The organism is Amycolatopsis coloradensis (assembly GCF_037997115.1).
Taxonomy (GTDB): domain Bacteria; phylum Actinomycetota; class Actinomycetes; order Mycobacteriales; family Pseudonocardiaceae; genus Amycolatopsis; species Amycolatopsis coloradensis_A.
Map to the genome: position 1 here is coordinate 3,480,792 of NZ_CP150484.1, position 26,487 is coordinate 3,507,278.

General features: G+C 69.8%; 22 protein-coding genes. 11 read left to right on the forward strand and 11 right to left on the reverse strand.

Going from position 1 to position 26,487, the window contains the following annotated elements; translation table 11 throughout:
• Nucleotides 1-53 precede the first annotated feature (53 nt).
• A complete protein-coding gene (locus LCL61_RS16670; RefSeq protein ID WP_340687650.1) occupies nt 54-884 on the forward strand; it encodes an SAM-dependent methyltransferase in 831 nt (276 codons plus the stop codon).
• Nucleotides 885-1,174: 290 nt separating this feature from the next.
• Here LCL61_RS16670 and LCL61_RS16675 read toward each other — a convergent pair whose 3' ends face one another.
• The 3 genes from LCL61_RS16675 to LCL61_RS16685 all read right to left on the reverse strand — a co-directional run bounded on the left by LCL61_RS16675 (nt 1,175) and on the right by LCL61_RS16685 (nt 5,325).
• A complete protein-coding gene (locus tag LCL61_RS16675) occupies nt 1,175-3,025 on the reverse strand; it encodes a M48 family metalloprotease (RefSeq protein ID WP_340687651.1) in 1,851 nt (616 codons plus the stop codon).
• Nucleotides 3,026-3,281: 256 nt separating this feature from the next.
• Nucleotides 3,282-4,115, reverse strand: a complete 834-nt coding sequence (locus LCL61_RS16680) for an aldo/keto reductase (RefSeq protein ID WP_340687652.1) — start codon at nt 4,113-4,115, stop codon at nt 3,282-3,284.
• A gap of 28 nt (nt 4,116-4,143) precedes the next feature.
• Nucleotides 4,144-5,325, reverse strand: coding sequence for an MFS transporter (locus LCL61_RS16685; protein ID WP_340687653.1), 1,182 nt, complete (start codon nt 5,323-5,325; stop codon nt 4,144-4,146).
• A 143-nt stretch (nt 5,326-5,468) separates the two neighbouring features.
• Between LCL61_RS16685 and LCL61_RS16690 the strand changes: the two genes are divergently transcribed.
• The 4 genes from LCL61_RS16690 (at nt 5,469) to LCL61_RS16705 (ending at nt 8,481) form a co-directional block, all read left to right on the forward strand.
• Nucleotides 5,469-5,921: a MarR family winged helix-turn-helix transcriptional regulator gene (locus LCL61_RS16690; RefSeq protein WP_340687654.1), complete on the forward strand. Its 453-nt coding sequence runs from the start codon at nt 5,469-5,471 to the stop codon at nt 5,919-5,921.
• Between the two features lie 92 nt (nt 5,922-6,013).
• A complete protein-coding gene (locus LCL61_RS16695; protein ID WP_340687655.1) occupies nt 6,014-7,471 on the forward strand; it encodes an amidohydrolase in 1,458 nt (485 codons plus the stop codon).
• Between the two features lie 39 nt (nt 7,472-7,510).
• Complete coding sequence (locus tag LCL61_RS16700) at nt 7,511-7,915, forward strand: hypothetical protein (RefSeq protein WP_340687656.1); 405 nt, start codon at nt 7,511-7,513, stop codon at nt 7,913-7,915.
• Nucleotides 7,916-7,974: 59 nt separating this feature from the next.
• The gene (locus tag LCL61_RS16705) at nt 7,975-8,481 is read left to right on the forward strand and encodes a DUF2127 domain-containing protein (RefSeq protein WP_340687657.1); all 507 of its coding nucleotides are present in this window, start codon (nt 7,975-7,977) and stop codon (nt 8,479-8,481) included.
• Between the two features lie 9 nt (nt 8,482-8,490).
• On the opposite strand, the gene LCL61_RS16710 is transcribed toward LCL61_RS16705, so the two are convergent.
• The 7 genes from LCL61_RS16710 to LCL61_RS16740 form a co-directional block, all read right to left on the reverse strand.
• Nucleotides 8,491-9,189, reverse strand: a complete 699-nt coding sequence (locus LCL61_RS16710; RefSeq protein WP_340687658.1) for a serine/threonine protein phosphatase — start codon at nt 9,187-9,189, stop codon at nt 8,491-8,493.
• 102 nt (nt 9,190-9,291) lie between these two features.
• Nucleotides 9,292-10,113, reverse strand: coding sequence for a hypothetical protein (locus tag LCL61_RS16715; protein ID WP_340687659.1), 822 nt, complete (start codon nt 10,111-10,113; stop codon nt 9,292-9,294).
• A 44-nt stretch (nt 10,114-10,157) separates the two neighbouring features.
• Nucleotides 10,158-12,002 carry a glycosyltransferase family 39 protein gene (locus tag LCL61_RS16720; RefSeq protein ID WP_340687660.1) on the reverse strand — a complete coding sequence of 615 codons (1,845 nt, stop codon included), beginning with the start codon at nt 12,000-12,002 and terminating at the stop codon, nt 10,158-10,160.
• A 4-nt stretch (nt 12,003-12,006) separates the two neighbouring features.
• Nucleotides 12,007-13,260, reverse strand: a complete 1,254-nt coding sequence (locus LCL61_RS16725) for a bifunctional glycosyltransferase family 2/GtrA family protein (protein ID WP_340687661.1) — start codon at nt 13,258-13,260, stop codon at nt 12,007-12,009.
• Between the two features lie 74 nt (nt 13,261-13,334).
• Entirely contained in the window at nt 13,335-15,185 is a 1,851-nt protein-coding gene (locus LCL61_RS16730; protein ID WP_340687662.1) for an ArnT family glycosyltransferase, read from the reverse strand.
• Nucleotides 15,186-15,189: 4 nt separating this feature from the next.
• Nucleotides 15,190-16,722, reverse strand: coding sequence for a HAMP domain-containing sensor histidine kinase (locus tag LCL61_RS16735; protein WP_340687663.1), 1,533 nt, complete (start codon nt 16,720-16,722; stop codon nt 15,190-15,192).
• A 339-nt stretch (nt 16,723-17,061) separates the two neighbouring features.
• On the reverse strand, nt 17,062-19,140 hold the full coding sequence (locus tag LCL61_RS16740; RefSeq protein ID WP_425342011.1) for a fatty acid desaturase: 2,079 nt from the start codon (nt 19,138-19,140) through the stop codon (nt 17,062-17,064).
• Nucleotides 19,141-19,644: 504 nt separating this feature from the next.
• Between LCL61_RS16740 and tig the strand changes: the two genes are divergently transcribed.
• From tig to LCL61_RS16770, 6 genes are all read left to right on the forward strand, one after another.
• The gene (gene tig / locus LCL61_RS16745; protein WP_340687664.1) at nt 19,645-21,015 is read left to right on the forward strand and encodes a trigger factor; all 1,371 of its coding nucleotides are present in this window, start codon (nt 19,645-19,647) and stop codon (nt 21,013-21,015) included.
• A gap of 171 nt (nt 21,016-21,186) precedes the next feature.
• Entirely contained in the window at nt 21,187-21,789 is a 603-nt protein-coding gene (locus LCL61_RS16750; protein ID WP_016332353.1) for a ClpP family protease, read from the forward strand.
• 28 nt (nt 21,790-21,817) lie between these two features.
• Nucleotides 21,818-22,489: an ATP-dependent Clp protease proteolytic subunit gene (locus tag LCL61_RS16755; protein WP_340687665.1), complete on the forward strand. Its 672-nt coding sequence runs from the start codon at nt 21,818-21,820 to the stop codon at nt 22,487-22,489.
• Nucleotides 22,490-22,707: 218 nt separating this feature from the next.
• Nucleotides 22,708-24,003, forward strand: coding sequence for an ATP-dependent Clp protease ATP-binding subunit ClpX (gene clpX, locus LCL61_RS16760; protein WP_016332355.1), 1,296 nt, complete (start codon nt 22,708-22,710; stop codon nt 24,001-24,003).
• 102 nt (nt 24,004-24,105) lie between these two features.
• Nucleotides 24,106-24,486, forward strand: coding sequence for a hypothetical protein (locus LCL61_RS16765; protein ID WP_340687666.1), 381 nt, complete (start codon nt 24,106-24,108; stop codon nt 24,484-24,486).
• A 76-nt stretch (nt 24,487-24,562) separates the two neighbouring features.
• Entirely contained in the window at nt 24,563-25,483 is a 921-nt protein-coding gene (locus tag LCL61_RS16770; protein ID WP_340687667.1) for a sensor histidine kinase, read from the forward strand.
• 2 nt (nt 25,484-25,485) lie between these two features.
• Here LCL61_RS16770 and LCL61_RS16775 read toward each other — a convergent pair whose 3' ends face one another.
• The gene (locus LCL61_RS16775) at nt 25,486-26,427 is read right to left on the reverse strand and encodes an alpha/beta hydrolase (RefSeq protein ID WP_340687668.1); all 942 of its coding nucleotides are present in this window, start codon (nt 26,425-26,427) and stop codon (nt 25,486-25,488) included.
• Nucleotides 26,428-26,487: the final 60 nt, after the last annotated feature.

The window sequence follows — 26,487 nt, forward strand, 5'->3', positions numbered from 1 at the left end:
AGCCGTGGGCGCGTTCGCGTGGCCCGTGCGCGGCTGAAGGGTGGAACGTGTCCATGACTTCGGACGAGGTCCGGTCTGTGCCGAGGCGCCCGCTTCCCCTCGACTACAGCAAGCCCAACCTCGCCCGGATGAAGGACGTCCTTCTCGGCGGGCACGACCACTACGAGGTCGACAGGCGGGCGGTCGAGGACCTGCTCGCCATCGCCCCCGACGCCGCGGCGATGGCCAAGGAGTTCCGCTCCTGGGCGAACCGGGTGGTCCGCTTCCTCGCCGGCGCCCGCGGTATCGACCAGTTCCTCGACCTGGGCTCCGGCCTGCCCACCTCGGAGAACACGCATCAGGCGGCGCAGCGGTACAACCCGGACGCGCTGGTCGTGTACGTCGACCACGACCCGGTCGTCCAGGCGCACGGGCTGGCGCTGCTGGAGGACCTCCTCGTACACGTGAGCGGCGCGGATCTGGCCGATCCGGAGCAGACCCTCGCCGATCCGGTGGTCGCCCAGCACCTCGAGTTCGACCGCCCGATCGCGGTGATCCTGAACTCGGTGCTGCACCACATCGAAGACCTCGGCGAGGCGCGGGCCGTCGTCCGCGCCTACGTCGACGCGATCGCGCCGGGCTCCTACGTGCTGATCACCCACGACTTCACCCCGGGCGAGGGCGCACGCGGCGCGCTCGCCCGGAAGCTCGACGACCTCATGGCGAGCACCGGGCACCGCACCGTGCACCGCGGCCGCGACGAGATCGAGTCACTGTTCGACGGGCTGGAGATCCTCGAGCCGGGCGTCGTCCACCTGCACGAATGGTGGCCGGAGGGCCCGCGGCTCGCCCCGCTGACCGAGCTGAACCACCTGAGCCTCGGCGGTGTGGGGATCAAGCCTTAGGCGATTCGGGACGGCCGGGCCGTCAGGTAACTCATGCGGCGGCTCGGCGCGCCGACTTCGGGTGGTAATGAGGCCTTCGCGGCATGGTCGATGGGAGTCGGCAGCGCCTTGTGTCCATAAAGGACGCTTCGGGGTCACCTGATGTCCGTTTGATGTCTGTATGTGCGGTTCTGCCTGGGGTCGTGAGTGGCGATTCGTGTTCTGACCCGAATCGCCACTCGCGACACATGAGGTTACGCAAAGTGGTCAAATCGGGCGCCGAGATCTCGAATGGTGTCCCTTGTGGACAGTCAAGAACGCGCCAGTCCCAGTGAGCCGAAGAACGCCGTCAGTTCGTCGTGGGCGGTCCCGAAGTCCTCGGTGTTGCCGGTGAAGGCCAGTTCCAGCGTCTCGCCGTCGGACAACTCCAGCGTCAGGTACGCGGTGAGCTTCCGGCGGGGGAAACCGCCCGCGACGATGTCCGGGAACGGGATCCGCCGGGCGCCCGGTTCGGCGCGCAGATCGTCGAGGCCGCGCTCGCGCAGCTTCCGGATCCGCTTGCGGTCCGACACGCCGCGCGCCCCGATCAGGCCGGCGAGGCCGCGGCGGATCAGCACCGAACGGGCCATCGGCAGCAGCACCATTTCGGTGTCGCAGACGATCAGGTCGTAGAGCTTCCGCTTGGCCTTGAGCGCGGTGAACATCCCGAGCATCCGTGCTTCGGCGGGATCCGGCTCGGGCTGGGGTTCGTGCTTGCAGAAGTACCCGGCAGGCACGCTCAGCAGTTGCAGGTTGTGGACCAGTTCGTCGACCGCGCGCGGGCTCCGCACCGCCGGGCCGACCAGTTCGGCGACGTCGAACGGCTCGCCGTCGCCGAGGCACAGTTCCCAGCCGCCGCCCCAGTTCAGGCGGTGCGCGGCGACGCCGTTGTCGATCATCGCGGCGGTGACGGTGTCGGCGAACAGTTCGGTGAGCAGTTCGAGACCCTCCTCGCGGGACGGTGCCCGCAGGGGTTTGGCGAGCGCGTCGGCGTCTCCGTCGCGCAGCACCCGCACGACCTCGCCGATCGTGCCGCGCGGCGCCAGCCTGCTCTCGATCCCGGCCGAGGTCAGCATTCGCGCGCCCTCCGCCACCGACGCGCGGCCCGCGCGTTTGACGACCTCGTCCCAGTCCGCGCGCGGTCCCACGTCGCGGACCAGCACCTCCAGTTCCGCCTCGGGCACGTCGATCTTCGGCGCGCCCAGGAGCGACCAGCCCGGCCGCGCGTCCGGCTTCACCGGGTTGTCCGGCACGCCCGCCAGCGCGGCGATCCGCCGCTTCGTGGGCGGATGGCTGTCGTACTTCGACAGCTCTTCGCCGTCGATGATGTCGTCGGCGTACTCGGTCACCCAGTCCCGCTGGGCGGGGTGGTTGAGGTACGACCGGAACCCCAGCAACACGGCGGGAGTACGCCGCGCCGCCGCGCCGAGCGAGAGATAGCGCTCGGAGTAGTCCTTCCACAGCGGGCTCAGCGTCGCGACCTTCCGCAGCGCCGCGGCCGCCGTCCGGCTGCCCGCCGCGAGCACGGAAGCCTCGTCGGCCTGCAGTTCCTGCCGCCGGTTCGCCGACCGCGCGACCAGGAGGTACAGCTTCGAGTAGGCGGAGAGCAGGGCCCTGGCGGGACCACCGTCCAGCCTGTCGACGGTGAAGGCGAGCGTCTGGGTGCCGCGGTAGGTCAGCGCGAGCAGCCGGGTGTGGCCGCCGCTGTAGTGGCCGAGTTCGTGCGCGAGCACCGCGCGCAGTTCGCTCACGCTCAGCGCGGCCAGCAGCGGCAGTCCGATCAGCATCGTGCGGCGTCCCGGCCGCAGACCGAGGAACCGGGCGTCCTCGCTGACCGCGGCGTTGATCTCGCCGATCAGCACGATCTCGTCCGGCGGACGCGTCTTCACCTGGGCGGCGAGGTCGTCGATCATCTCCCACAGCGCGGGATGCGCGTCGCGGTCCAGCCGCGGCCCCTCGATCGGGGGACGCCGCGCCCGCAGCGCGCTCACCAGCCCGAAGCCGAGCGCGATCATGATCGCGAGCCCGCCGAGCATGACGTAGGTGCCGATCTTGCCCTGGATCCGCAGGCCCGCCAGCACACTGGCGACACCCACCGCGACGACCACCACTGGGAACGCCACGAGCAGAAGTGTCGCGAGGACGGCGCGTCCTCGGGCCTGCATCGTCCGGTTACCTCTTTTCGCACAAGTGCCGTCTGTGCGGCCGAATAGTAACCGGATACACAGCGGCTCCGTGCCGGAACAAAGAGCTACGCCCCCGACCTGGGAAGTCCGTGAAGGCCTCCTTCCCTACCCTGAAGGTAGATCGGAAGAGCGNAAGGCCTCCTTCCCTACCCTGAAGGTAGGGAAGGAGGCCTTCACGGACAGCGGACCGCACTCAGGCGACGTTGAAGGTGTCGGGATCCGGCCCGGTCCGCTCACCGCGGTCCAGTACGGACAGCGAAGCGATGTCCTCCTCCGACAGCGTGAACCCGAAGACGTCGAGGTTCTCCTTGATCCGCGACGGGGTCACGGACTTCGGGATGACGACGTTGCCGAGCTGCAGGTGCCACCGCAGGACGATCTGCGCCGGCGTGCGGCCGTGCTTCGAAGCCAGCGCGGTGATCGCGCCCTCGCCGAGCAGGTCGCCGCCCTTGGCCAGCGGGCTCCACGCCTCGGTCGCGATGCCGTGCCGCGCGTCGAATTCGCGCACCGCGGCCTGCTGCAGGTACGGGTGCACCTCGACCTGGTTGACCGCCGGGGTCACCGAGCCGGCGTCGAGAAGCCGTTCGAGGTGCGCGGGCTGGAAGTTGGACACGCCGATCGCGCGCACCCGGCCGTCGGCGTGGAGCTTCTCGAAGGCCTTCCACGTGTCGCGGTAGAGATCGCGCTCCGGTGTCGGCCAGTGGATGAGGTAGAGGTCCAGCTGTTCGAGGCCCAGCTTGGCCATGCTGGCGTCGAACGCCTTCAGCGTGGCGTCGTAGCCCTGTTCGCTGTTCCACAGTTTGGTGGTGATGAACAGCTCGTCGCGGGCGATCCCGGACTCGGCGAGCGCCTTGCCGACGCCCGCTTCGTTGCCGTAGATGGCGGCGGTGTCGATGCTGCGGTAGCCCGCGTCCAGCGCGGCCTTGACCGCGGCGGTGGTCTCCTCGTCCGGCACCTGGAAGACGCCGAACCCGAGCTGCGGCATCTCCACCCCGTTGTTGAGCTCGACGGTGGGAATGTCGGTCACTTGCGTTCCTTTCGTGGGTGTTTCCGGTTCAGGCGGCGGGGGCCAGTTCGGCGCGACGAGCCTTTCGCCGCCCGTGGTCGAGCATGCCCGAGATGACCGCGACCAGCAGTCCGGCGAGCGCGAGCGCGGCGCCGATCCAGTTGGGCGCGGTGTAGCCGAGACCGGCGTCGATGGCCTTGCCGCCGAGCCACGCGCCTCCGGCGTTGCCGAGGTTGAACGCGGCGATGTTGGCCGCCGAAGCCAGCGCGGGCGCGCCTTCGGCCTTGTTCATGACGCGGGCCTGCAGCGGCGCGACGGTCGCGAAACCGGCGGCGCCGAAGACCGCGATGGTGATCGCGGCGGGGAGCTGGGAGTGCGCGGTGAAGACGAACACGACCAGTACGGCCGCGAGCACGGCGAGGATGACATACAGGCTGGGCATCAGCGACCGGTCGGCCGCCTTGCCGCCGAGCAGGTTGCCGACGAACAGGCCACCGCCGAACAGCACCAGCAGCCAGGTCACCGCGCCGGGGGAGAAGCCGGCGACCTCGGTCATCATCGGGGCGATGTAGGTGAAGGACGCGAACACCCCGGCGAAGCCGAGCGCGGTCATCGCCAGCGCGAGCCACACCTGCGGACGCCGGAACACGGCCAGTTCGCTGCGCAGTCCGGCGCTCTTCGTCGTCGCCTGCACGGGGACCAGCGCGAGGATCCCGATCAGGCCGATCACGCCGAGCGCGCTGACCGCCCAGAACGTCGAACGCCAGCCCAGTGCCTGGCCGAGCGCGGTCCCGGCGGGAACGCCGAGGACATTGGCGACGGTCAGCCCGGTGAACATCATCGCGATGGCGCCGGCCTGCTTGTTCGGCGCGACCAGTGAGGCGGCGACGACGGCGCCGACACCGAAGAACGCGCCGTGCGAAAGCGCGGCGACCACGCGGCCGGTCATCAGCAGGCCGTAGGTGGGGGCCAGCGCGGAAACGACGTTGCCGGCGATGAACAGGACCATCAGGCCGACCAGCACCGTCTTGCGCGGCACCCGCGACGCGAGCGCGGTCAGCAGCGGGGCGCCGACCACGACGCCCAGCGCGTATCCGGAGATCAGCAGCCCGGCGGAGGGGATGGACACGCCGAAGTCGCCCGCGACCTCGGGCAGCAGGCCCATGATCACGAACTCGGTGGTGCCGATACCGAAGGCACTGATCGCCAGTGCGAGCAGAGCGGCAGGCATTGGAGGCTCACTTCTTCCCGTAGAGTGGTGTTGTCTGGCGTTGGCAACTACGGGCGTCCGAAATAGTTGCACGCGCCGTATATTGCACACGCTTGATGATGCATGACGCAACGAAGCTCGGGCAACCGGGGAAGAGGTGAACCGTGTCACTGGCCGACGACGCCGTGGAGGCGCGCGCGCAGGGCTGGCGGACCCTGGCCGCACTGCACGCGCGGATCGAGGACGCGCTGGAGCGCGCGCTGGCGCAGGAGCACTCGCTGTCCGTCAGCGAGTACACCGTGCTGGACGTGCTCGCCCGTCAGGACGGTTTCCACCTGCGGATGAACCAGCTGTCGAACGCCGTCGTGCTCAGCCAGTCGGCGACGACCCGGCTGGTGTCGCGGCTGGAGGGCCGGGGGCTGCTACAGCGGTACCTGTGCCCGGACGACCGGCGGGGGATCTACACGGAGGTCACTCCGGCGGGGCAGGAGCTGCTCGCGGCCGCACGGCCGACGCACGACACCGTCCTCACCGAGGCGCTCGCCGCCGCCGAAGAACTCCCCGAACTCGCGCCTTTGGTCGCCGCGCTCGGAAAGCTCACCTTCGCCCGCTCCTGATCCCTCGCGTTTCGTCCTCTGAATGCGGTAGTTGGCATCGCGAACCACCGCGTTCAGAGGACTAAACGCGGGCGGGCTGGCAAGGTGAGGGCGTGGACGATCTTCTGTTGCGCCGGGTCCGGGTCGGCTTGGCGGGTTCCCTGTCGGACGTGCGGATCGAGGGCGGCCGGATCGCGGCCATCGCGGGCCCGGGGCAGGCGGGTGAGGCGTCGGAGATCCTGGACGGGCACGGCGGCACCCTGCTGCCCGGTCTGGTCGACGCGCATGTGCACACCGCCCAGTGGTCGGCCGCGCGCCGCCGGATCCCGCTGGGGGAGGCGACCTCCGCGGCGCACGCGGTCGATCTCGTGCTCGCCCATCTGCTGGCGCATCCCGCGCCGCCCGGCGAGCTCGTGCTCGGGGCCGGGTTCCGCGACGGTCTCTGGCCAGACGCCCCGCACAAGGATCTGCTGCGGAAGGCCTTGCCAGGGCATCCGGTCGCGCTGTTCAGCGCCGACCTCCACACGTTGTGGCTCAGCCCGGCCGCGCTGAAGCTCATCGGCCGCGAGCATCCGACCGGGGTGCTGCTGGAGAACGATTGCATGAGCGCGACGGCCGAACTCCCGATCGCTCCCGAGGACGTCATCGACGGCTGGGTGGCCGACGCCCTCGACGCGGCGGCCGCCCGCGGTGTCACCAGGATCGTCGACTACGAATACGCCGACACGGTCACCGACTGGCGGCGACGGCTGGCACGGAAACCCCTGCCGGTCCGGGTTTCCTGCGTGATCGCGAAGTACCTGCTCGACACCGCCATCGAACGCGGCCACCGGTCCGGGGACGTCCTGGAGGACAGCGGCGGACTGCTCACGGTCGGCCCGTTCAAGCTGTTCGTCGACGGTTCGCTGAACACGCGCACCGCCTACTGCGTGGGGCACTACGCCGGAACCGAGTCCCACGGACTGCTCGAACTGCCGCCCGAGGAGCTGGAACCGTTGATGCGCAAGGCATCCGAGCACGGCCTTTCACTCGCGGTGCACGCGATCGGCGACCACGCCAACAAGATCGCGCTCGACGCCTTCGCGAAGGTCGGCCGCGCGGGCCGTATCGAGCACGCGCAACTGCTGCGCGCCGAGGACGTCGCGCGTTTCGCCGAGCTGGGAGTGGTGGCGAGTGTGCAGCCCGCCCATCAGCCGGACGACCGCGACGTCGCCGACCGGCACTGGCACGGCTGGACCGATCGGGCCTTCCCCTACGGCGCGTTGCATCGCTCCGGGGTGACGCTGGAGTTCGGCTCGGACGCGCCGGTCGCGCCGCTGGACCCGTGGGACGCGATCGCGTCGGCGGTCAGCCGCACCGACGACGAGCGTCCGCCGTGGCATCCCGAGCAGGCCATGCCGCTGGAGGCCGCGCTCGCGGCGTCGTCAGGTGGCCGGACCGGGGTGGCCGTCGGGGACGTGGCGGACCTGGTCGTCACCGCGGTGGATCCGGCGCGGCTGTCGCCGGCGGGCCTGCGCGACATCCCGATCACCGCCACGGTCATGGACGGCCATGTCACCTACGCCTCCTGAGTCTTTCCTTGCCCGGGCGCAACGCCTCAATGGAAGGGCATGGATCACCGCCTGCTCGACCGGCTCCGGGACCTCCACGGCTCCTTGAGCACCGACATCAGCTTCGTCACCCGGATGGTCGAGGAGGACGTGCCGCGCGCCGACGTCCTCCGTGATCTCGGGGAACGGCTCACCGAACTGGGTACGGCACTGCTCCGCCGCTCGGACGACGTCAACGCCGACGTGCTCGCGATGCTGCCCGAGAACGGCTGGCTGCCCGAAGCGGGCGCGCACCACCGGGCGCTGGTCGTGGCCCACCAGGTCGGCGAGCGGCCGCTGCGCTGCGGGCGGATCTATCTCGCCCTCTGCGGTGCGCCGTGCTTCCCCTTCTACGGCAGGGACCTCTCCGGGCGGACCGCCCGCCACGAGCGGTGCCCGACCTGCCGGGACCGCCTGTTCCGGTGACGGCGGCTGCGCGCGGCGGCGGGGTGCGGCAGGGTGAGGTGGTCGCGGAGGGAGCGCCCATGAGCACCGAGAAGCTGTTCCGGATCGCCATCACCCTGAAGGGGCTCGACGGCGCGTTACAGCTGGTGGGCGGGCTGATCCTGCTGATCGTGCCGGCGTCGGTCATCTCCGGTTTCGCGCACGCCGTCGTCACCCGGGATCTGCTCGGCGACCCCGAAGGGACGCTGGCCCGGCACCTCGAACTCGCCGCCGGTCACTTCGCCGAGGGCCGGACGTTCGCCGTCGCGTACCTCGTGGCGCACGGGCTCATCAAACTCGGCCTGGTCTGGGCGCTGGCGAAGAAGGTGATGCGGGCGTACCCCGTCGCCGCCGTGGTGCTCTCGGCGTTCGTGGTCTACGAGATCTTCCGCGCGATCCACACGCACTCACTCGCGCTTCCGTTCTTCGCCGCCCTCGACGTGGTGATCGTCGTGCTGGTCCTGCGCGAGTACCGGCAGCTCAAACGGGATCGCGTCGCCCTGCCCGCCGACACACCGGTCCGCCGGGCGGCGCAAGCGATGCGNTGACCGCCCGGTTCAGGCCGCGACGCGAAACTTTTCCGTGGTGACCTCCGCGCCGGGCGGATCCACCACGAGCGCGGTGGCGTTGTCGGAACCACCGAGCGAGATCGCCGTCCGCACCAGCTCGGTGGCCGCCCTGTCCGGCATCCCGAGGATGTCGAGCATGGTCGGGCCGCTGAGCGTCTTGTGCACACCGTCGCTGGTGAGCAGAAGCCCGCCGGTCGTGACGGTGGCCGTGCCGATCTCGTGCGCACCGGCCGTGCGGACGCTGGTGGTGACGACGTGTTCCATCCGCGGTGTCACGGGTTGTCCGTGGTCGCGGAAGTACTGCGCGAGCGTATGGTCCTTCGTCACCTGCCGCACGGTGTAACCGTCCCAAGCGTACGCCCGTGCGTCCCCGACCCACGCGATGCCATACCCCTCGGCGGTCCGCACGGCCACGACGAGGACGCAGTCACCGGTGTCGCCGAGGGCGAGCACGGCTCGCTGAGCTGCGAGAACGGCCCCGGCCGCCCCCTGATCGACCGGTGTCCTTGCCGCCGCTGAGGCCGCCGTCCGGGCCGCGCGTGCCGCGTTCGGGTGATCTCCGACTCCATCGGCCAGCGCGAACACCATCCCCCTGCCGCCAGGGGCCGCGTACGCCGCGACGGCGTCCGCGTTGTGCTCGCGCGGCCCCTGCGCGCTCGCCGTGTGCCAGTGTGGAAGCTCCCTCATGGTCTTCTCCTCACCCCAGGGTGATTCCCTGCCCACTTCCAGGATCCGCCTGTTTCCTGTGGACGACCTGAGGGTTCGGTGTCGGGCGGCTGTCGGCCGCGGTCAGCGCAGGCGGGTGACCAGCGTCCGCAGCCAGCTCTCCGCCATCGCCGGTTCCTTCCGCAGATGCCGCACCAGCAGGTCCCGCCCCGCCTTCGAGCGCCCCGCCTCGACGATCGCGACCGCCTCGGCCAGCCCCCGCAGCCGCTTTTCCGAATGCTCCGGCGCGCGGCCGTTCTCGTCCGACCAGCGCGGCCGCGGGAACGACGCGGTGAGCTTGGGCTGGGTGTTCCCGAAGTAGAGCCAGACCGGCTCGTCGAGCGAGATGTTCCGCACGGCGTGCGCGGGCAGGTCGGCGGGCCAGGTGAACTGCTGCTGCCAGCGGAAGGCCGACGGGCTCGTGTCCTCGCGGATGGTGATCCCGAGGAACCGGAGCCGTCCGCGGATGATGCTCCAGGCCTCGCGTTCGTCGTCGATCCACTTTCGCAGCAGTCCGTAGAGCCCGGTGAACGTCTGTCCTGTGTAGACGAGATCGACGAACACCTTCGGCCGTCCGCGCGCCAGGTCGTGCGGACTCAGGCCCGCCGAGGCGAGATATCCGCGAAGAGTGTCCACATCAGACTCCGACAGGCCGTCCCAGGTGCCCGCGAACGACAGCGGCAACTGGTGGATCCTTTCCCGCCAAGGGGTTCCGCTCAGCAGGTCGTGCACGCTGTCCGCGGAGCGCCCGACGAAGTACAGATCCGCGTCACCGGCGCGGGCGATCACCTTCGCGGCGCATTCGATCAGCTCGTCCAGAAACCACAGCGTCGGCTTTCCGGCGCGCTCCAGTAGCGTCCCGAGCTGGTCGGGGCGCACGAGATCCCAGCGGTACGGCCGATTCACGCCGTCCAGGATTCCCGTGCGCCCCAACCTTTGTCGACGCATTTTCAGGAAAGCAGGTGGTACACCGTCTGCTCGCCGATCGTGGTGGCGGTGAAGTTCTCGGCGACCCATGCGGAGATCTCGTTCGAGCCGCCACCGGGGCCACCGCCCCGGCCGCCTTCGACGTAGTAGGTGATGTCACCGTTCGCCACGTACTGCTGGAATTCCGCCAGTGTCGGAGCCGGATCCCCGCCGCTCCAGCCGCCGATGCCGATCACCGACTTCCCGCTCGCGAGTTCGAGGTTCGCCGCGGATTGCGAACTCGACGTCGCGGCCGCCCATTTCGTCGTGGTGGCGGCGAGAACGGCCCCGATCTCCGCCGAGGACCCCTCTTCCATGCCCATGCCCATTCCGCGCTCGCCACCGGTGACCGGGCCGGAGATCGGGATCGAGCCGGAGTGCGCCTGCGAAGCGGTTTCGACGCCGAACGCGGTGGTGCCGAGGCCGACGGTCAGCACGGCGGCCGTCGCGACGACGGCGACGAGCCGGCGCGCGGGCGGGAGACCCACCAGCACGATGGTCGCGGTCAGCAGGCCGAACCCGGCGATGATCCAGCGCAGCGCGGGCAGCCAGTCGGCGTTGCGGTCCAGGAGGATGTACGCCCAGACGGCGCTGGCCGCGATCATCAGCGACAGGAACACCCGCGGCGCGAGATACGCCCGGCCGCGCCACAGGGAGGCCCCGGAGATCGCCGCCACGGCGGCGATCGACGGCGCCAGCGCGACGGCGTAGTACGGGTGCACGATGCCGCTCATGAAGCTGAACACCAGCGAGGTGACGAGCATCCAGCCGCCCCACAGGATCAGCGCGGCCCTCGTCCGGTCGGCGACGGCGGCCCGCCGGGTGAACCACAGCCCCGCGACCAGCCCGATGAGCGCGGCGGGCAGCAGCCACGACACCTCGCCGCCGAAGCTCGCGCCGAACATCCGGGTCAGGCCGCTCTCTCCGCCGAAGCCGACGTTCCCGCCGCCTGCGCCCCCGCTCGGGCCGCCGACCATCACGCCGCCGCCCATGCCGAAGATCCGGCCGAGACCGTTGTAGCCCAAGGCCAGTTCGAGCAGGCTGTCGCCGTCCGAACCCCCGATGTACGGCCGGGACTCGGTCGGCCACAGATCGACCAGCGCGATGAACCACCCGGCGGAGACGACCACCGCGATCACCGCGCCGAGCAGGTGCAGCAGGCGTTTGCCCAGCGTGGTCGGCGCCGCGATGAGGTAGGCGAGGCCGAACGCGGGCAGCACCAGGAACGCCTGCATCATCTTGGTCAGGAAGCCGAACCCGATGGCGACGCCGGCGAAGGCCAGCCAGCGCGGGCTCGCCTTTTCGGTCGCGCGGATCGTGCAGTACCCGCCGGCGATCAGCAGCAGCGTCAGCAGCGCGTCGGGGTTGTTGAACTTGAACATGAGCGCGGCGACCGGAGTGACGGCGAACGCCGCCCCGGCGAACAGGCCGGCGACGGGTCCGGAGGTCCGCTTCACCGTCAGGTACAGCAGGCCGACGGAGGCGACTCCCATCAGCGCTTGCGGGGCCAGCACGGTGAAACTGGAGAAACCGAAGAGCCGGGCGAACGCCGTCGTCACCCAGAGCGCGGCCGGCGGCTTGTCGACGGTGAGCACGTTCCCGGCGTCGAGTGAGCCGAACAGCCAGGCTTTCCAGTCCTGCGTGCCGGACTGCACCGCCGCGGCGTAGAACGAGTTGCCGTAGCCGGAGGCGGTCAGGTTCCAGAAGTACAGCAGTGCGGTGGCGGCGAGCAGCCCGAAGACGGCGGGCCGGACCCATCGTTCAGGCGGCTTCGTGGCGTTTTCCCCGGCGTGGCCGGGTTCCACCCGGGAAGCGAGTGCGGTGGTCATGGGGTCAGCTCTCCATCTCGGTGGCGGGGCGGCGGCGGAACACCCAGCCGCGCAGCAGCAGGAAGCGCAGGACGGTGGCCGCGAGGTTCGCGAGCACGAGCGCGGTGATCTCGAGCGGCAGGCCGGGAGCCGTCATCGTGTGCAGCAGCGCCAGCGCACCACTGGTGAGCGCGAGCCCGAGGCCGAACACGATGAGGCCCTGGAACTGGTGCAGCCCGGCGCCTTCCCGGCCGCGGATGCCGAAGGTCAGGCGCCGGTTGAGCGCTGTGTTGCCGATCGCCGTCACCAGCAGCGCGACGAGGTTCGCGGCCTGCGCGCCGGTGAACGTCCGCAGCAGCAGGAACAGCACGAGATAGGCGATGGTGCTGGCGACGCCGACGGCGGCGAACCGCACCAGTTGCCGCACCAGGCTGGGTGCCACGCCCGGCGCCCGCACCTGGATCGGCGCGCGGCCCAGCTGCTCGCGAAGGCCGCTGATCGGGATCTGCCCGGTCATCGTCGCCTTGGTCAGCCGTGCGATCCCTTTGAGATCGGCGGTCGCGGTGGCGATGATGTTCACCGACGAGTCCGGATTGTCCACCCAGTCGACCGGGACCTCGTGGATCCGCAGCCCGGCCTTCTGCGCCAGTACGAGCAGTTCGGTGTCGAAGAACCAGCCGGTGTCCTGGATGTGGGGGAGGAGCCGCTCGGCGACGTCGGCGCGGATGGCCTTGAAACCGCACTGCGCGTCGCTGAACCTCGCCGCCAGTGTGCCGCGCAGGATCAGGTTGTAGCAGCGGGAAATGAACTCCCGCTTCGGCCCGCGCACCACCCGCGCGCCGCGGGCGAGCCTGCTGCCGATGGCGAGGTCGGAGTGGCCGGACAGCAGCGGCGCGACGAGCGGTCCGAGTGCGGCCAGATCGGTCGAGAGGTCGACGTCCATGTAGGCGAGTACCGGAGCGTCCGAAGTGGACCAGACCGAGCGCAGCGCGCGGCCGCGGCCTTTTTCTTCCAGGTGACGGACTTCGACGTCGTCGAATTCGCGGCTCAGCCGTTCGGCGGCCCGCAGGGTGCCGTCGGTGCTGGCGTTGTCCGCGACGGTGATCCGGAACGGGTACGGGAACTGTTCCACGAGATGCGCGCGCAGCCGCCGGACACACGGTTCGAGGTCGCTCTCCTCGTTGTAGACGGGGATGACGACGTCGAGGACGGGGGAGCCGTCCGGGGCGATGGCGGGGCGGCGGCCGGAGTCGGCGCCGGAGAGGATCGCGGTTGTCATGGTGTCAATCTCGGTCATCGCGCTGAGGTCGCCTTGTGCCCGAGCTGTGCGGTCGCTGTGTCCTGTCAAGGGATTCACCGGCTCAGGTCGTAGACGGTGACACCGTCCACAGTGGTCGGTGGGTAGGTGTCCGCGACCCAGGCGGCGATCCGCTCGGCGGCGTCGCTGCCGGTCTCCCCGCGCATCATCATGCCTTCGCCGAGGAAGTAGTGGATCCGTCCACTTCGGACGTATTGCTGGAACTGTTCCAGTGTCGGAGCCGGATCCGTGCCGTTGAACCCGCCGACGGCCATCACCGGCGCGCCGCTGCCGAGCTGATAGCCCGCCGCGTTGTTGGAGCCCACGGTCGCCACCGCCCAGGTGTACTTCGCACTGTCTTGCCGGATCAGGGCGGCGAGGTCGTCTCCGGGCAGGCTCGTCCCGAGCAGTCCGCCGGCGCCGCCCATCCGCATACCCCCGCCCGTGTCCGGCCCTGCGGAGGGAAGAGCGCCGGAGTGCGGGATGGCGGCCGTCGCGACGGTGTACGCGCCGGTGCCCGCGAGAACGGTGACCAGAGCGCCGACGGCGACCAGTCGCCTTGCCACGTCGGGCAATCGCGAGGCGAAGAACACCAGAAGAGCGCACAGGAGACCGGACACGAGAATCGCGATCGACAGCCCGGGAAGCCACTCGGATCGCCGTGACAGCAGGAGGTACGCCGTCAACGCGGTCAAGCCGATCCCGGCGCTCAGGGTGCCCGCGGCGGCCGGATTCCCTCGCGCGCGCCACAACTGGGTGCTCGCGATCCCGACGAGAGCGGCGACGGCAGGCGCGAGCGCGATCGTGTAGTACGCGTGGATGATTCCGCCCATGTAGCTGAACACCACGGCGGTCACCAGGAACCAGCCACCCCAGACGATCAGCGCCGCACGCCCGCGATCGGTGCGTGGCGCGCGGCGGGTGAACCACAGCCCGGCGGCCAGCGCGACGACGGCGGCCGGAAGCAGCCACGCGATCCCGCCCGCCATCTCGCTGCCGAACAACCGGTCCCAGCCCGTGCCGCCCCAGCCGCCGTTGGGGTTTCCGCCGACACTGCCGACCTCGTCGCCGGTGATGCGACCGAGCCCGTTGTAGCCGAAAGCCAGTTCCCACAGGCTGTTCTCCTGCGAGCCGCCGATGTACGGCCGGTCGGCGGCGGGCCACAGCGCGACGACGGCGAGGTACCAGCCGGTTGACAAGAGGGTTGAACTCAAAGCGCCGAGCAGGTGCAGCAGGCGGCGGCCCACCGGCGCCGGCGCGGCGATCAGGTAGGCGAGCGCGAACGCGGGCAGCACCAGGAACGCCTGCAGCATCTTGGCGAGGAAGCCGAAACCGACGGCGACCCCGGCCAGCGCCAGCCAGCGCGGGCTCGCCTTCTCCAGCGCGCGGACGACGCAGTAGGCGCCCGCGGTCAAGAGCAGCACGAGCAGCGCGTCGGGATTGTTGAACCGGAACATCAGCGCGGCGGCCGGGGTGAGCGCGAGGACGGTACCCGCCAGCAGACCCGCCGCGGGACCGGAAGTCCGGCGCACCGCGGCGAACAGCAACGCCACCGAACCGACGCCCATCAACGCCTGCGGCACCAGGACGCTCCAGGAATCGACGCCGAACAGGCGCGCGGAAAGGCTCATCACCCACAACGCGGCCGGTGTTTTGTCGACCGTGATCGCGTTCGCGGCGTCGCTGGAACCGAAGAACAACGCCTTCCAGTTCGCCGACCCGGCCTGCGCGGCCGCGGAATAGAAGGCGTTGGCCCAGCCGGATTCCCCGAGGTTCCAGAGATACAGGACGGCGGTCGCGAGCAGAAGCGCGGCCACGGAAGGGCGGACCCAGCGCGGATCTGCCGGTTTGTCCCGGGCGGGGTGAGCGGTTCGATCGGCTTCGTCGCGGGAGGCGAGGAGGGTCATGGCGTCAGCGTCGGGGGCCGACCTGGGGCGTGGTTGTGCCGAAGCTGTGCACCCGCTGTGAGGAGCCGATCACCGGCAGCCGGACGGCGAACTCGGTGCGTCCCGGACGGCTGTGCACCTCGATCGTGCCGTGATGGGCCACGACGATGGCCGACGCGATCGCCATCCCGAGCCCGGTGCTGCCCGCGGCCCGGGACCGGGAGGAGTCGCCGCGGGCGAACCGCTCGAACACGCTCGGCAGGAGTTCGGGCGCGATACCGGGGCCGTCGTCGGTGACGGTCAGCACCGCGGCCCCGCCGGGCGAGCGGGTCAGCGCGGTGATCACCGTGGTGCCCGGCGGAGTGTGCGTGCGCGCGTTGGACAACAGGTTCGCCAGTACCTGATGCAGACGCTGGACGTCACCGCGGACGAGCACCGGGCCCGGCGGGAGCCGCAGTTCCCAGCGGTGCTCCGGGCCCGCGACATACGCGTCGCCGACCGCGTCCGCGGCCAGCCGGGTCAGGTCGACTTCGCCCGCTTCGAGTGGCCGTCCCGCGTCGAGTCTCGCCAGGAGCAGGAGATCCTCGACCAGGGTCGTCATCCGCGCGGCCTCGGACTGGATCCGGGACATCGAGTGAGCGACCTCCGGCGGCGCCAGCGCGCTGCCGCGGCCGGCGAGTTCGGCGTACCCGCGGATCGCCGCGAGCGGGGTGCGGAGCTCGTGGCTCGCGTCGGCGACGAACCGGCGGACCCGGGTCTCGCTGGCGTGCCGTGCTTCCAGCGCCCGCGCGATATGCCCGAGCATGAGGTTCAGCGCCGAACCGACCTGGCCCACCTCGGTCCGCGGATCGGTGTCGATCTCGGGCACCCGCACGGAAAGCGCGACCTGTCCACGGTCGAGCCGCATGGCCGACACCCGGCCCGCGGTCGCCGCGACCCGGTCGAGCGGCCGCAGCGTGCGCCGGACCGCGAACGCGCCGAGGAACCCGGCGCCGGCGACCCCCGCCGCCGCGACCCCGAACAGGATCCACCGGACGGTGGCCAAGGTGTCCTGCATCGGCGCGAGCGGGAGCCCGGTGACGACCACGCCACCCGGGATCGAGACGGCTTGCACGCGATAGTCGCCCAGGCCGCCGAGCGTCAGTGTCAGCGGCGGCCGGTCCGCCGGGATCATGAACAGGCCGGACTCCTGCTCGGCCGAGAGGCCCTGGGGAAGTCCTTGCACGGTAAGGACTCCCGCGTACAACACCCGGTCACCGGACAAGCGCACGCTGAGCGTCCCGGAGGCCTGGCCCGGCGCGTTGAGCGGATCGGGACCGAGGCCGTCCTCCGGTGGACGGCTCGCGAAGTCGTGGGCGCGGGCCGACGCGGCCGAGAGCTGATCGTCGATCTGGCGGGTGAGGAACGACCGCAAGGCGATCTCGCTGGCGACGCCGATCACCAGGCAGACGAAGGTGAGCAGCAGCACCATCGAGCCGGTCAGCTTGGCGCGCAGGGAAAGCCGCCCGGGCCGGGGCCACCGGCGCGGGCCGGTGGACGGGGCCGAGCCGGTTGCCATGACCCGAGCGTGCGCCGCGGTCGTATGCGCGCGTTGTGTCCCGCCTGTGAGCCCGCTGTGTGCCGCTTGGGGCACGGTGCCCCAAGCAGGTGACAACGCCAGTCCGTGAAGGCCTCCTTGCCTACCCTGAGGGTNCGTCGGTGACCGCCACCCCGCAGTGCACGAAGTTGCGCACCATCGGCCTGGTCGCGGACAGATCCCCATCAGACGTCCCGAAAGTGGCTTTCGCGACACACCTTTGTCTGCCGGAGGTCCGTGAAGGACCCCTTCAGGCGCAGCCGTCGTGTCCAGTGGGCGCACGGTGGCAGGAGGCCGCACCGGGCAAACGCGAAGGTCGCGTCAGCGGTCGTAGTCCACGTCCAGCTCGGGAGAGGTGGCCACCGCCCGGCAGGTCAGGATCCGCCCCGCCGCGACCTCGTCGTCCCCGAGCGCGTAGTGCACGTCCATCCGCGCGCTGCCCCGCACCACCGTCGCCCGGCAGGTGCCGCAGGCCCCGCCGATGCACGCGTACGGCGCGTCGACGCCGTGCCGGAGCGCGGCGCTGAGCACGGTTTCGCCCACCGTGGCGGGGATTTCGGCGGTCTTCCCGCCCGCGGTCACCGTCAGCGTCGGGCCCGGCCGCCGTGAGGGGCGGACGGGAAGCGCGCCCTGGAACAGCTCGAAATGGACGTTCTCCTCGGGTACGTCCCGGTCCGCGAGGGTCCGGCGGGCCATGTCGACGAGGTCGCGCGGGCCGCACAGGAACCACTCGTCCACCTTCGCCGGGTGCAGCCGCGCCTGCAGCAGCGCGCGGAGACGGGTGCCGTCCAGGCGGCCGCGCTGGTAGCGCTCGTGCGAGATGGCGAGCGCCTCGCCCACGATGTCGAACGGCCTTTCGAGTCGTTGCGCGCGCAGATCCGGGTCGCGTTCGTCGGTGCGGTAGTGCACGACGTGCAGCCGCCCGCCCAGCCGCGCGGCGAGGGCACCGAGTTCGTCGGCGAACATCGTGCTGGCGCCGGAGGTGTTGATGTAGAGCAGGGTCGCCTTGCTGTTCGGCTCGTCCTGCAAGGTCGCGGTCAGGATCGACAGGATCGGCGTGATCCCGCTGCCCGCGGCGAGCGCGACGTACCGGCCCGCGCGGCTCCGCGCCGGGGTCAGCGTGAACTCGCCGTCCGGGGGAAGGACGTCCAGCGCGTCGCCCGCCGCGAGCTCCGTGTTGGCGAACGTCGAGAACGCGCCGCCGAGCTGATGCTTGATCGCGATCCGCAGCACACCGGAGTCCGGCGTCGAGCAGATCGAGTAGGCGCGCCGCACCTCTTCGCCGTCGACCTCCGCGCGGATGACGAGGTGCTGGCCGGGGGTGAACCGGAAGGTCTCCCGCAGCCGTTCCGGGACGTCGAACGTCACGGTGACGGCGCCCTCGCACAACGGCCGGACCTCGGCGACCCGCAGCGAATGGAACCGGCTCGGCTGCCGGGGCTGCGGTGCGGGCGGTTCCTCGTCGAACGAGCCGGTGAGCTGACGCCATTCGCGATACTCCGACGACGTCAGCTCGCGGCCCCACGGGGTCGCGATCGGTACGTCCCTGGCGAGGTACGCGTCGCGGTTGTCCCGCCACGTGCGCAGGTATCGGTAGAACGGGATCGCCGGGTGGAGATGGTGCACCAGGTGGTAGTTCTGGCACAGCATGATCGGCGTCATCAGCCATTCGAGCCCGACGCGGACGCGCGTGGCGCCGAATCGGTTCTGCCGCCGCGCGCCGAGGTCGTGATGCGGCAGCCAGTCGAACCACCAGGCCAGCACGGCCAGTCCGACGCGTTGCGGGATCAGGTAGACCATCAGCAGTTCCCAGCCGTGACCGCTCACGGTCAGCCAGGCGAACGCGGCGAGGCTCAGCGTGACGACGGCCGCGGTCTCGGCCCGCTCCGACGGCGGCCGCGTGCGCTGCCGCGCCACGTAGAAGCGGGCGTACCAGAAGTCGATGGTCAGCCAGCGCAGCGGCAACTGCCACCAGGGGCCGTGCGCGGTCCAGGCGTCGGGATCGGTGTGGGCGTCCTCGTTGGTGTTGCGGTGGTGCTCCAGATGGATGTACCGCACCAGGGGGAAGGAGCCGTAGGCCGCCACGAACGGCATCGCGAGCCTGCCGAGCAGTTCGTTGACCCAGGTGAGCTGCCCGGCCGCGTGGTGCGTCGACTCGTGCAGCACGGTGAACATGGTGAAGGTGACGAGCGCGTGCAGGGGAATGGTCACCCAGAGCGGCCCGGCCTCGTTGACGACCAGCCAAGTGGCGCCCGTCCAGACCATGGCGCCGCCGATGAACAACAACACCGTCGGCACCGAGACCACCGGCAGCGGAAGACGCGGGTTGGGCACGCCGCGTCTCGGTCTTCTCTCGGGTGATTCCCCCGTGTCCGCGGACCGGGTTACGGCGACGGTCATCGATCGTTCCCCTCGGTCGATGCTACCGGGACAAGCTGTCACACCGTAGACAATCAGTATTGGTTTGTAAACTTCATCCGATCGCCGAAACGCCTCGTCATGGCGCCCGATGGTGAAGCGTGGCACGCATCCGTGTCCAGGAAAGGGCCGGTTCGTAACAGAGAAGAACCGAAAACTGGTCCGATCGGGTGGTCGGCGGGTGGTTCGCCGGACACGTCCCGAAAGCTCTGCCGGGGCATGGTGACCGAGCACGAGGCGGTGGTGATGGCCCCGGGACCGGACCGGTGAGCGACACGGCACGGGCGGACGCGGCCGAGTACGACCCGGTTACGAGGCCGATCCGCCCGCACCGCCGGGAACCACCTGGATCACGAACCCCATCGAACAGACCCACAGGACACGGCCTAGACTCGGACGGCCCGGTCTGCAAGGTGACCAGGGCACATCCGCCGTCGACGACATGCGGATGCTCAAACACATCGTTTACCGCTCGAGGAGAATACGTTGAAGAGCACCGTCGAGCAGCTCAGCCCGACGCGAGTCAAGATCAATGTCGAGGTGCCGTTCGACGAGCTCAAGCCGAACTTCGACCGCGCCTACCGCAAGATCGCCCAGCAGGTGCGCATCCCCGGCTTCCGTCCGGGCAAGGCGCCGGCTCGCGTGCTGGAAAGCCGGATCGGGCGAGCCCCGGTGCTCGACGAGGTCGTCAACGAGGTCATTCCGGCCAAGTACATGGAAGCCGTGCGCGCGGGCGAGGTCCGCACGCTGGGCCAGCCCGAGTTCGAGGTGACCAAGCTGGAGGACCGTGAGGTCCTCGAGTTCACCGCCGAAGTCGACATCCGCCCGGAGATCTCGCTGCCCGACCTCGAGGGCTTCTCGGTCAGCGTCGACGACGTCGAACTGACCGACGCCGAGGTCGACGAGCAGCTCGACGAGCTGCGCGCCCGGTTCGGCACGCTCACCGGTGTCGACCGCCCGGCCGAGAACGGCGACTTCGTCTCGATCGACCTCGCGGCCACCGTCGACGGTCAGGAGGTCGAGGAGGCCTCGACCACCGGCCTGTCCTACGAGATCGGCTCCGGCCAGCTCGTCGACGGCATCGACGAGGCGATCATCGGCGCGAACGCCGGCGAGACCAAGACCTTCACCACGAAGCTGGTCGCCGGCGAGCACACCGGCAAGGACGCCGACGTCACCGTCACCGTGCAGACCATCAAGCAGCGCGAGCTGCCCGAGGCGGACGACGAGTTCGCCCAGATGGCGAGCGAGTTCGACACGATCGACGAGCTGAAGGCCGACCTTCGCGAGCGGCTCGGCCGCGTCAAGAAGATGCAGCAGGGCGTCCAGGCCCGCGACAAGGTCCTCGAGGAGCTGCTCGAGCGCACCGAGGTCGCGATCCCGGAGAAGGTCCTCGAGGCCGAGATCGAGAACCGCAAGCACGACGCGATCCACCCCTTCGACCACGACGAGGCGCAGTTCGCGAAGGCGCTCGAGGCCGAAGGCCGCACGATCGAGGAGTTCGACACCGAGGTCCGCGAGGAGTCGGAGAAGGCGGTCCGCACGCAGCTGCTGCTGGACAGCATCGCCGACGCCGAGCAGACGTCGGTCAACGACGGCGAGCTCACCGAACGGATCATCTACCAGGCGCAGCGCTTCGGCGTCAGCCCGGACGAGTACGTCCAGCGGGCGCAGCAGTCCGGTCAGCTGACCGCGATCTACGCCGACGTCCGTCGCGGCAAGGCGCTGGCCTCGGTGGTCCGCAAGACCACCGTGACCGACGCTTCCGGCGCCACGGTCGACCTCGAAGAGCTCTTCGGTCCCGCAACCGAGGAGACGCAGGTCACCGAGGAACCCGCGAAGACTGCGGCCGAGTAGGGAATATCCGGTCCGTCCGAAACGGACCGTAAAGCTGTAAGCGAACTTGGGCGGTGTCAGGCATTCTGCACCGCCCAAGTTCGTTAGGGTCGGTTGCAAGATCTCAAGCATCTGGACATACGCGGCGGCGAAGGTTCCACCCGCCGCCGTCGGCGAAAAGGCAGGCATGACGTGACGCAGCACACGCCCCAGGCGCGGACCGGTACCGCAGGGCTCAACCTCACCGACTCGGTCTTCGAGCGGTTGCTCCAGGAGCGCATCGTCGTCCTCGGCTCCGAGGTCAACGACGAGGTCGCCAACCGGATCACCGCCCAGTTGTTGCTGCTCGACGCAGACGACTCCGAGTCGGACATCCGCTTCTACATCAACTCGCCCGGTGGCTCGGTCACCGCGGGTTTCGCGATCTACGACACCATGCAGCTGATCCGCCCGGACGTCGCGACCTACGCGATGGGCCTGGCCGCGTCGATGGGGCAGTTCCTGCTCTCCTCCGGCACGCCCGGCAAGCGGTACGCGCTGCAGCACGCGCGCATCCTCATGCACCAGCCCTCCGCGGGGGTCGGCGGTACGGCCTCCGACATCGCCATCCAGGCCGAGGTGTTCGGCAAGTGGAAGCAGGAGCTGGCCCGGATCACCGCCGAGCAGACCGGCCAGACGGTCGAGCAGATCGTCAAGGACGGTGACCGCGACCGCTGGTTCACCGCGCAGGAGGCGAAGGACTACGGCTTCGTGGACCAGGTCCTCACCCGTGAGAACCCGCTTCCCAACAGCTGATCCGCGCCCGGCACACAGGAGAATTTCAATGAACGACTTCCAGCTTCCGAACGGGTCGCAGGTGCCCGGGATGCAGTCGCGGCTCCAGCTGCCGCAGTCGCGGTACGTCCTGCCCTCGTACGTCGAGCGCACGAGCTACGGCATCAAGGAATCGAACCCGTACAACAAGCTGTACGAAGAGCGCCAGATCATGCTCGGCGTGCAGATCGACGACGCGTCGGCGAACGACGTCATGGTCCAGCTGCTGCACCTCGAGCACGAGGACCCGGACCGCGACATCATGATCCTGATCAACTCGCCCGGTGGCTCCTTCACCGCGCTGATGGCGATCTACGACACGATGCAGTACGTCCGCCCCGACATCGTCACCATGTGCATCGGCCAGGCCGCTTCGGCCGCCGCGGTGCTGCTGGCCGCCGGTACCCCCGGCAAGCGGTTCACCCTGCCGAACTCGCGTGTGCTGATCCACCAGCCCGCCACCGAGGGCACGTACGGCCAGGTGTCGGACCTGGAGATCCAGGCCAACGAGATCCAGCGGGTGCGGCGCCAGATGGAGGTCATCCTGGCGAAGCACACGAACAAGGACGCCGACGAGGTCAAGAAGGACATCGAGCGCGACAAGATCCTGACGGCCGACGAGGCCAAGGCGTACGGGATCGTCGACGAGGTGCTCGAGTACCGCAAGGCTTCGAGCAGCTGATCGCGGGAGGGGACCGGTGCGTGTCGGGAGACGACACGCACCGGATCCCTGGTCTATGGTCAGCTTCTGGCGTGCTCAGATGTGGCGTTGGTTCTCCCGCCGACGGCATCGGGCGGGTACCGTCAGTGGCAGTGTGTGAGGCTCCGAGCGGTCATCCGTGACCGGGGCGGTAAGACAGTCAGGCGCATATCGCGCCGGAGGGGACGAGGTCAACGGCCATGGCACGGATCGGTGACGGCGGCGACCTGCTGAAATGTTCTTTCTGCGGCAAGAGCCAAAAGCAGGTGAAGAAGCTCATTGCCGGCCCCGGGGTCTACATCTGCGATGAGTGCATCGATCTCTGCAACGAGATCATCGAAGAGGAACTGGCCGAGGCCGGTGAGGTCAAGCTCGACGAGCTGCCCAAACCCGCCGAGATCCACGAGTTCCTCGAGCAGTACATCATCGGCCAGGACGACGCGAAGCGATCGCTGGCCGTGGCGGTGTACAACCACTACAAGCGTGTGCAGTCCGACGACAAGGCCGGGCCCAAGGATTCCAAGGACGAGACCGTCGAACTGGCGAAGTCCAACATCCTGATGCTGGGCCCGACGGGCTGCGGCAAGACCTACCTGGCCCAGACCCTCGCGAAGATGCTGAACGTCCCGTTCGCGATCGCGGACGCCACGGCGCTCACCGAAGCCGGGTACGTGGGCGAGGACGTCGAGAACATCCTGCTCAAGCTGATCCAGGCGGCGGATTACGACGTCAAGCGCGCCGAGACGGGCATCATCTACATCGACGAGGTCGACAAGATCGCCCGGAAGTCGGAGAACCCGTCGATCACCCGTGACGTGTCCGGCGAGGGTGTGCAGCAGGCGCTGCTGAAGATCCTCGAGGGCACCACCGCGTCGGTGCCGCCGCAGGGCGGCCGCAAGCACCCGCACCAGGAGTTCATCCAGATCGACACGACGAACGTGCTGTTCATCGTGGCAGGCGCGTTCGCCGGGCTGGAGAAGATCATCAACGAGCGGGTCGGCAAGCGCGGCCTCGGTTTCGGCGCGGAGATCCGCACCAAGGCCGAGATCGACGAGAGCGACATCTTCTCCGACACCATGCCGGAGGACCTGATCAAGTTCGGGTTGATCCCGGAGTTCATCGGCCGCCTCCCGGTCGTCGCGACGGTGACCCACCTCGACAAGGACTCGCTGGTCAGCATCCTGACCACACCGCGCAACGCGCTGGTGAAGCAGTACAAGAAGCTCTTCGAGATGGACAACGTCGAGCTGGAGTTCACCAAGACCGCGCTCGAGGCCATCGCCGACCAGGCCGTGCTCCGCGGCACCGGCGCCCGTGGCCTGCGCGCGATCATGGAAGAGGTCCTGCAGCCGGTCATGTACGACATCCCCAGCCGCGACGACGTCGCGAAGGTCGTCATCACCGAGCAGACCGTCCGCGAGAACGTGAACCCGACGATCGTGGCGCGTCAGCCGTCACGCCGTCGCAGCAGCGAGCGCGGCGAGAAGTCCGCCTAGAGTACGCTGTCGTCACCGACGCCCCGGCCGGATCCTTCCGGCCGGGGCGTCGGTTTCTCCGGCCCGGTCCGGCCGGTGACCGGACCGGGATAGGATGCGAAGGTGCCGCTGACTCCCACGAAGGACGAGAACGAGGCTCCTGAGCTGGCAGCCGCGAGTCCGCGCGAGGTCAGGGGACTCGTCGAGCTCACCGAACGCATCGTCGTCGGGGCCTACCGCGGGCATCCGTGGATCCCGCGCGCGCTGACGATCGCGCTGGGCGTGCTGGTGGCGACCTGCGTGGTGGCCGGTGTCGTGCGCCTCTCGCCGCTGCCGCTGATCCCGCTGCCGTTCTTCGCCGTTTCGGCGTACGCGCTGATCCGCGTCAAGGCGGCGCGGAGCGCGGAGGCGAACCAGTCGCTTGTCGCCTGGACCGGCCTGTTCACCGGTGCGACGCTCGCCGGATTCTGGTTGATCTCGATGGCCGGACGCTGGCTCGGCTGATCGGGCCTGGCACTCTTTTCCGATTTCCCTCCGTTAGCAGGGTTTCAGAATTCCCCGAATGGGGTAAGACGACTCCGTGACAGTCACCGGGGGTCCCTTCTCTCATGTGGGCCTGCTCTACTCCGGTGACTCCGAGTACCTGGACGGTACGATTCCGTACATCCTGGACGGCTTGAAGCACGACGAGCCCGTTGCGGTGGCCGTGCCGGGACGGAACCTGGCCCTGATCGAAAGGGCGTTGGGGGATTCCGCCGCCGAGGTCGAACTCATCGACATGAGCGAAGCGGGCCGGAATCCGGGCCGCATCCTTCCCGGTGTGCTGCTCGCGTTCGCGGACAACCGGCCGGGGCCGGTCCGGATCGTCGGCGAGCCGATCTGGGCGGGCCGCTCGGCCGTCGAGTACCCGGCGTGCGCGCAGCACGAAGCGCTGATCAACTTCGCCTTCGGTGACCGCGACCTCAGCATCCTGTGCCCCTACGACCGGACGCGGCTCGAAGACGACGTCCTCGCCGACGCCGAGCGGACCCATCCGACCCTGTCCGGTGCGGGCGGCGATCGCCCGAGCGCGGGCTACGCGCCCGACGCGGTCGTCGAGAAGTACAACCTGCCGCTGCCCGAGCCGCGGTCGGCCGACGCGTTCCGCTTCGACCTCGGCAGGCTCGCCGCGGTGCGCAGGTTCACGCAGACCCGGGCCGAAGAGAGCGGGCTCGCCCAGGACCGGGTGGAGGATCTCGTGCTCGCCGTGGCGGAACTGTCCGCCAACAGCGTGCTGCACGGTTCGGGCCACGGTGTCGTCCGCGTCTGGCGGGACGAGGGCCACGTACTCTGCGAGGTCATCGACGAAGGCACCTTGAGCGATCCGCTGGCGGGCCGCCGTCCCGCTTCGCCGGGGCAGCTCGGCGGACGTGGCCTGGTGCTGGTGAACCAGGTCGCCGACCTGGTCCGGCAGTACCTCAGACCGGGCTCGACCGTGACCAGGATCTACTTCCGCGTCTGAATTCAGGCGTGCTTCGGGACGTGCTTGCCGAGGAACGCGATCAGGCTCGGCACGACCGTGCGGTTGAAGGTGTCGCCGTGCTTGCCGCGCGCGGTGTGCGCGACCATGGGACGCGCTTCGGAGATGAACTTCCGCACCCCGCCGATGAACGGGTCTTCGGTCCCGCACCAGATCCCGGTCGGCACGCTCTTGGTGACGTCGATGTGGCGCAACGGATCCAGCGAGCCCCAGTCGGCGGCGTCGCGGAACGCGCGCCGTTTGCTCATCTCGGCCCACGACGTGATCAGCGCGGGCGCGAGCGCCGCGACCGCGGCGGGCGGACGACGGCGTTCCAGGCGGCGCCGGGTGTACAGCAGCGCGCCGAAGCCGCCCATCGAAAGCCCGGTGGCGGCGAACGGCTGCCCGTCCCGGCCGCCGAGGCCGCGTGCGGCCAGCCAGCGGGGGACCTCTTCGAGCAGCATCGCCATCGGGTTGTCACCGGGCTGGTTCTCGTGCCAGTAGTGGTCACCGCCGTCGACGGCGACGAACCCGAACGGGGACACCGCCTTGCGGGCGACCTCGCTGCTGAGCTGCTTGAGCAGCCCGGTGGGGGCCGCGTGACGTGCGGTGCCGTGGAGGCCGTGCAGCATCAGCGACATCGGCAGGCCCTTGGGCGGGGCCTTGGTCGGCAGCATGAGCACGAGATCGACCTCGCGGCCGCGGGCTTCGGAGTAGACGCGTTCGACGCGGGGGCTGCCCAGCTGGGTGGCCGGCGTCGGCGACGCGACGCCGAGCGCCCGCTGGAGCGCTTCGCTGAACGGCAGGGCTCCGGTGGCCGTTCCGGCGGCGAGCCCGGCGACTCCGAGACCGGAGGCGCCGGCGATCAGCACGGAACGACGGCTCAGCCACCGGCGGGCGCCGTCCACCCCCGGCAGCGTCGTATGCCCCTGGTCGTCCTCGTTCACCGATCCCCCGTTCCCCCGTGAGCTTCCACCAGGTCAGACGTGCGTTTCCGCTCGAAGGTT

Bases quoted from the DNA above. Each gene is read 5' to 3' on its own strand.
- LCL61_RS16730 (WP_340687662.1), bottom strand. From the start codon at position 15,185: ATGACCCTCCTCGCCTCCCGCGACGAAGCCGATCGAACCGCTCACCCC.
- LCL61_RS16710 (WP_340687658.1), bottom strand. From the start codon at position 9,189: ATGAGGGAGCTTCCACACTGGCACACGGCGAGCGCGCAGGGGCCGCGC.
- LCL61_RS16725 (WP_340687661.1), bottom strand. From the start codon at position 13,260: ATGACAACCGCGATCCTCTCCGGCGCCGACTCCGGCCGCCGCCCCGCC.
- LCL61_RS16735 (WP_340687663.1), bottom strand. From the start codon at position 16,722: ATGGCAACCGGCTCGGCCCCGTCCACCGGCCCGCGCCGGTGGCCCCGG.
- LCL61_RS16700 (WP_340687656.1), top strand. From the start codon at position 7,511: ATGGATCACCGCCTGCTCGACCGGCTCCGGGACCTCCACGGCTCCTTG.
- LCL61_RS16685 (WP_340687653.1), bottom strand. From the start codon at position 5,325: ATGCCTGCCGCTCTGCTCGCACTGGCGATCAGTGCCTTCGGTATCGGC.
- LCL61_RS16720 (WP_340687660.1), bottom strand. From the start codon at position 12,002: ATGACCACCGCACTCGCTTCCCGGGTGGAACCCGGCCACGCCGGGGAA.
- LCL61_RS16755 (WP_340687665.1), top strand. From the start codon at position 21,818: ATGAACGACTTCCAGCTTCCGAACGGGTCGCAGGTGCCCGGGATGCAG.
- clpX (WP_016332355.1), top strand. From the start codon at position 22,708: ATGGCACGGATCGGTGACGGCGGCGACCTGCTGAAATGTTCTTTCTGC.
- LCL61_RS16740 (WP_425342011.1), bottom strand. From the start codon at position 19,140: ATGACCGTCGCCGTAACCCGGTCCGCGGACACGGGGGAATCACCCGAG.
- LCL61_RS16670 (WP_340687650.1), top strand. From the start codon at position 54: ATGACTTCGGACGAGGTCCGGTCTGTGCCGAGGCGCCCGCTTCCCCTC.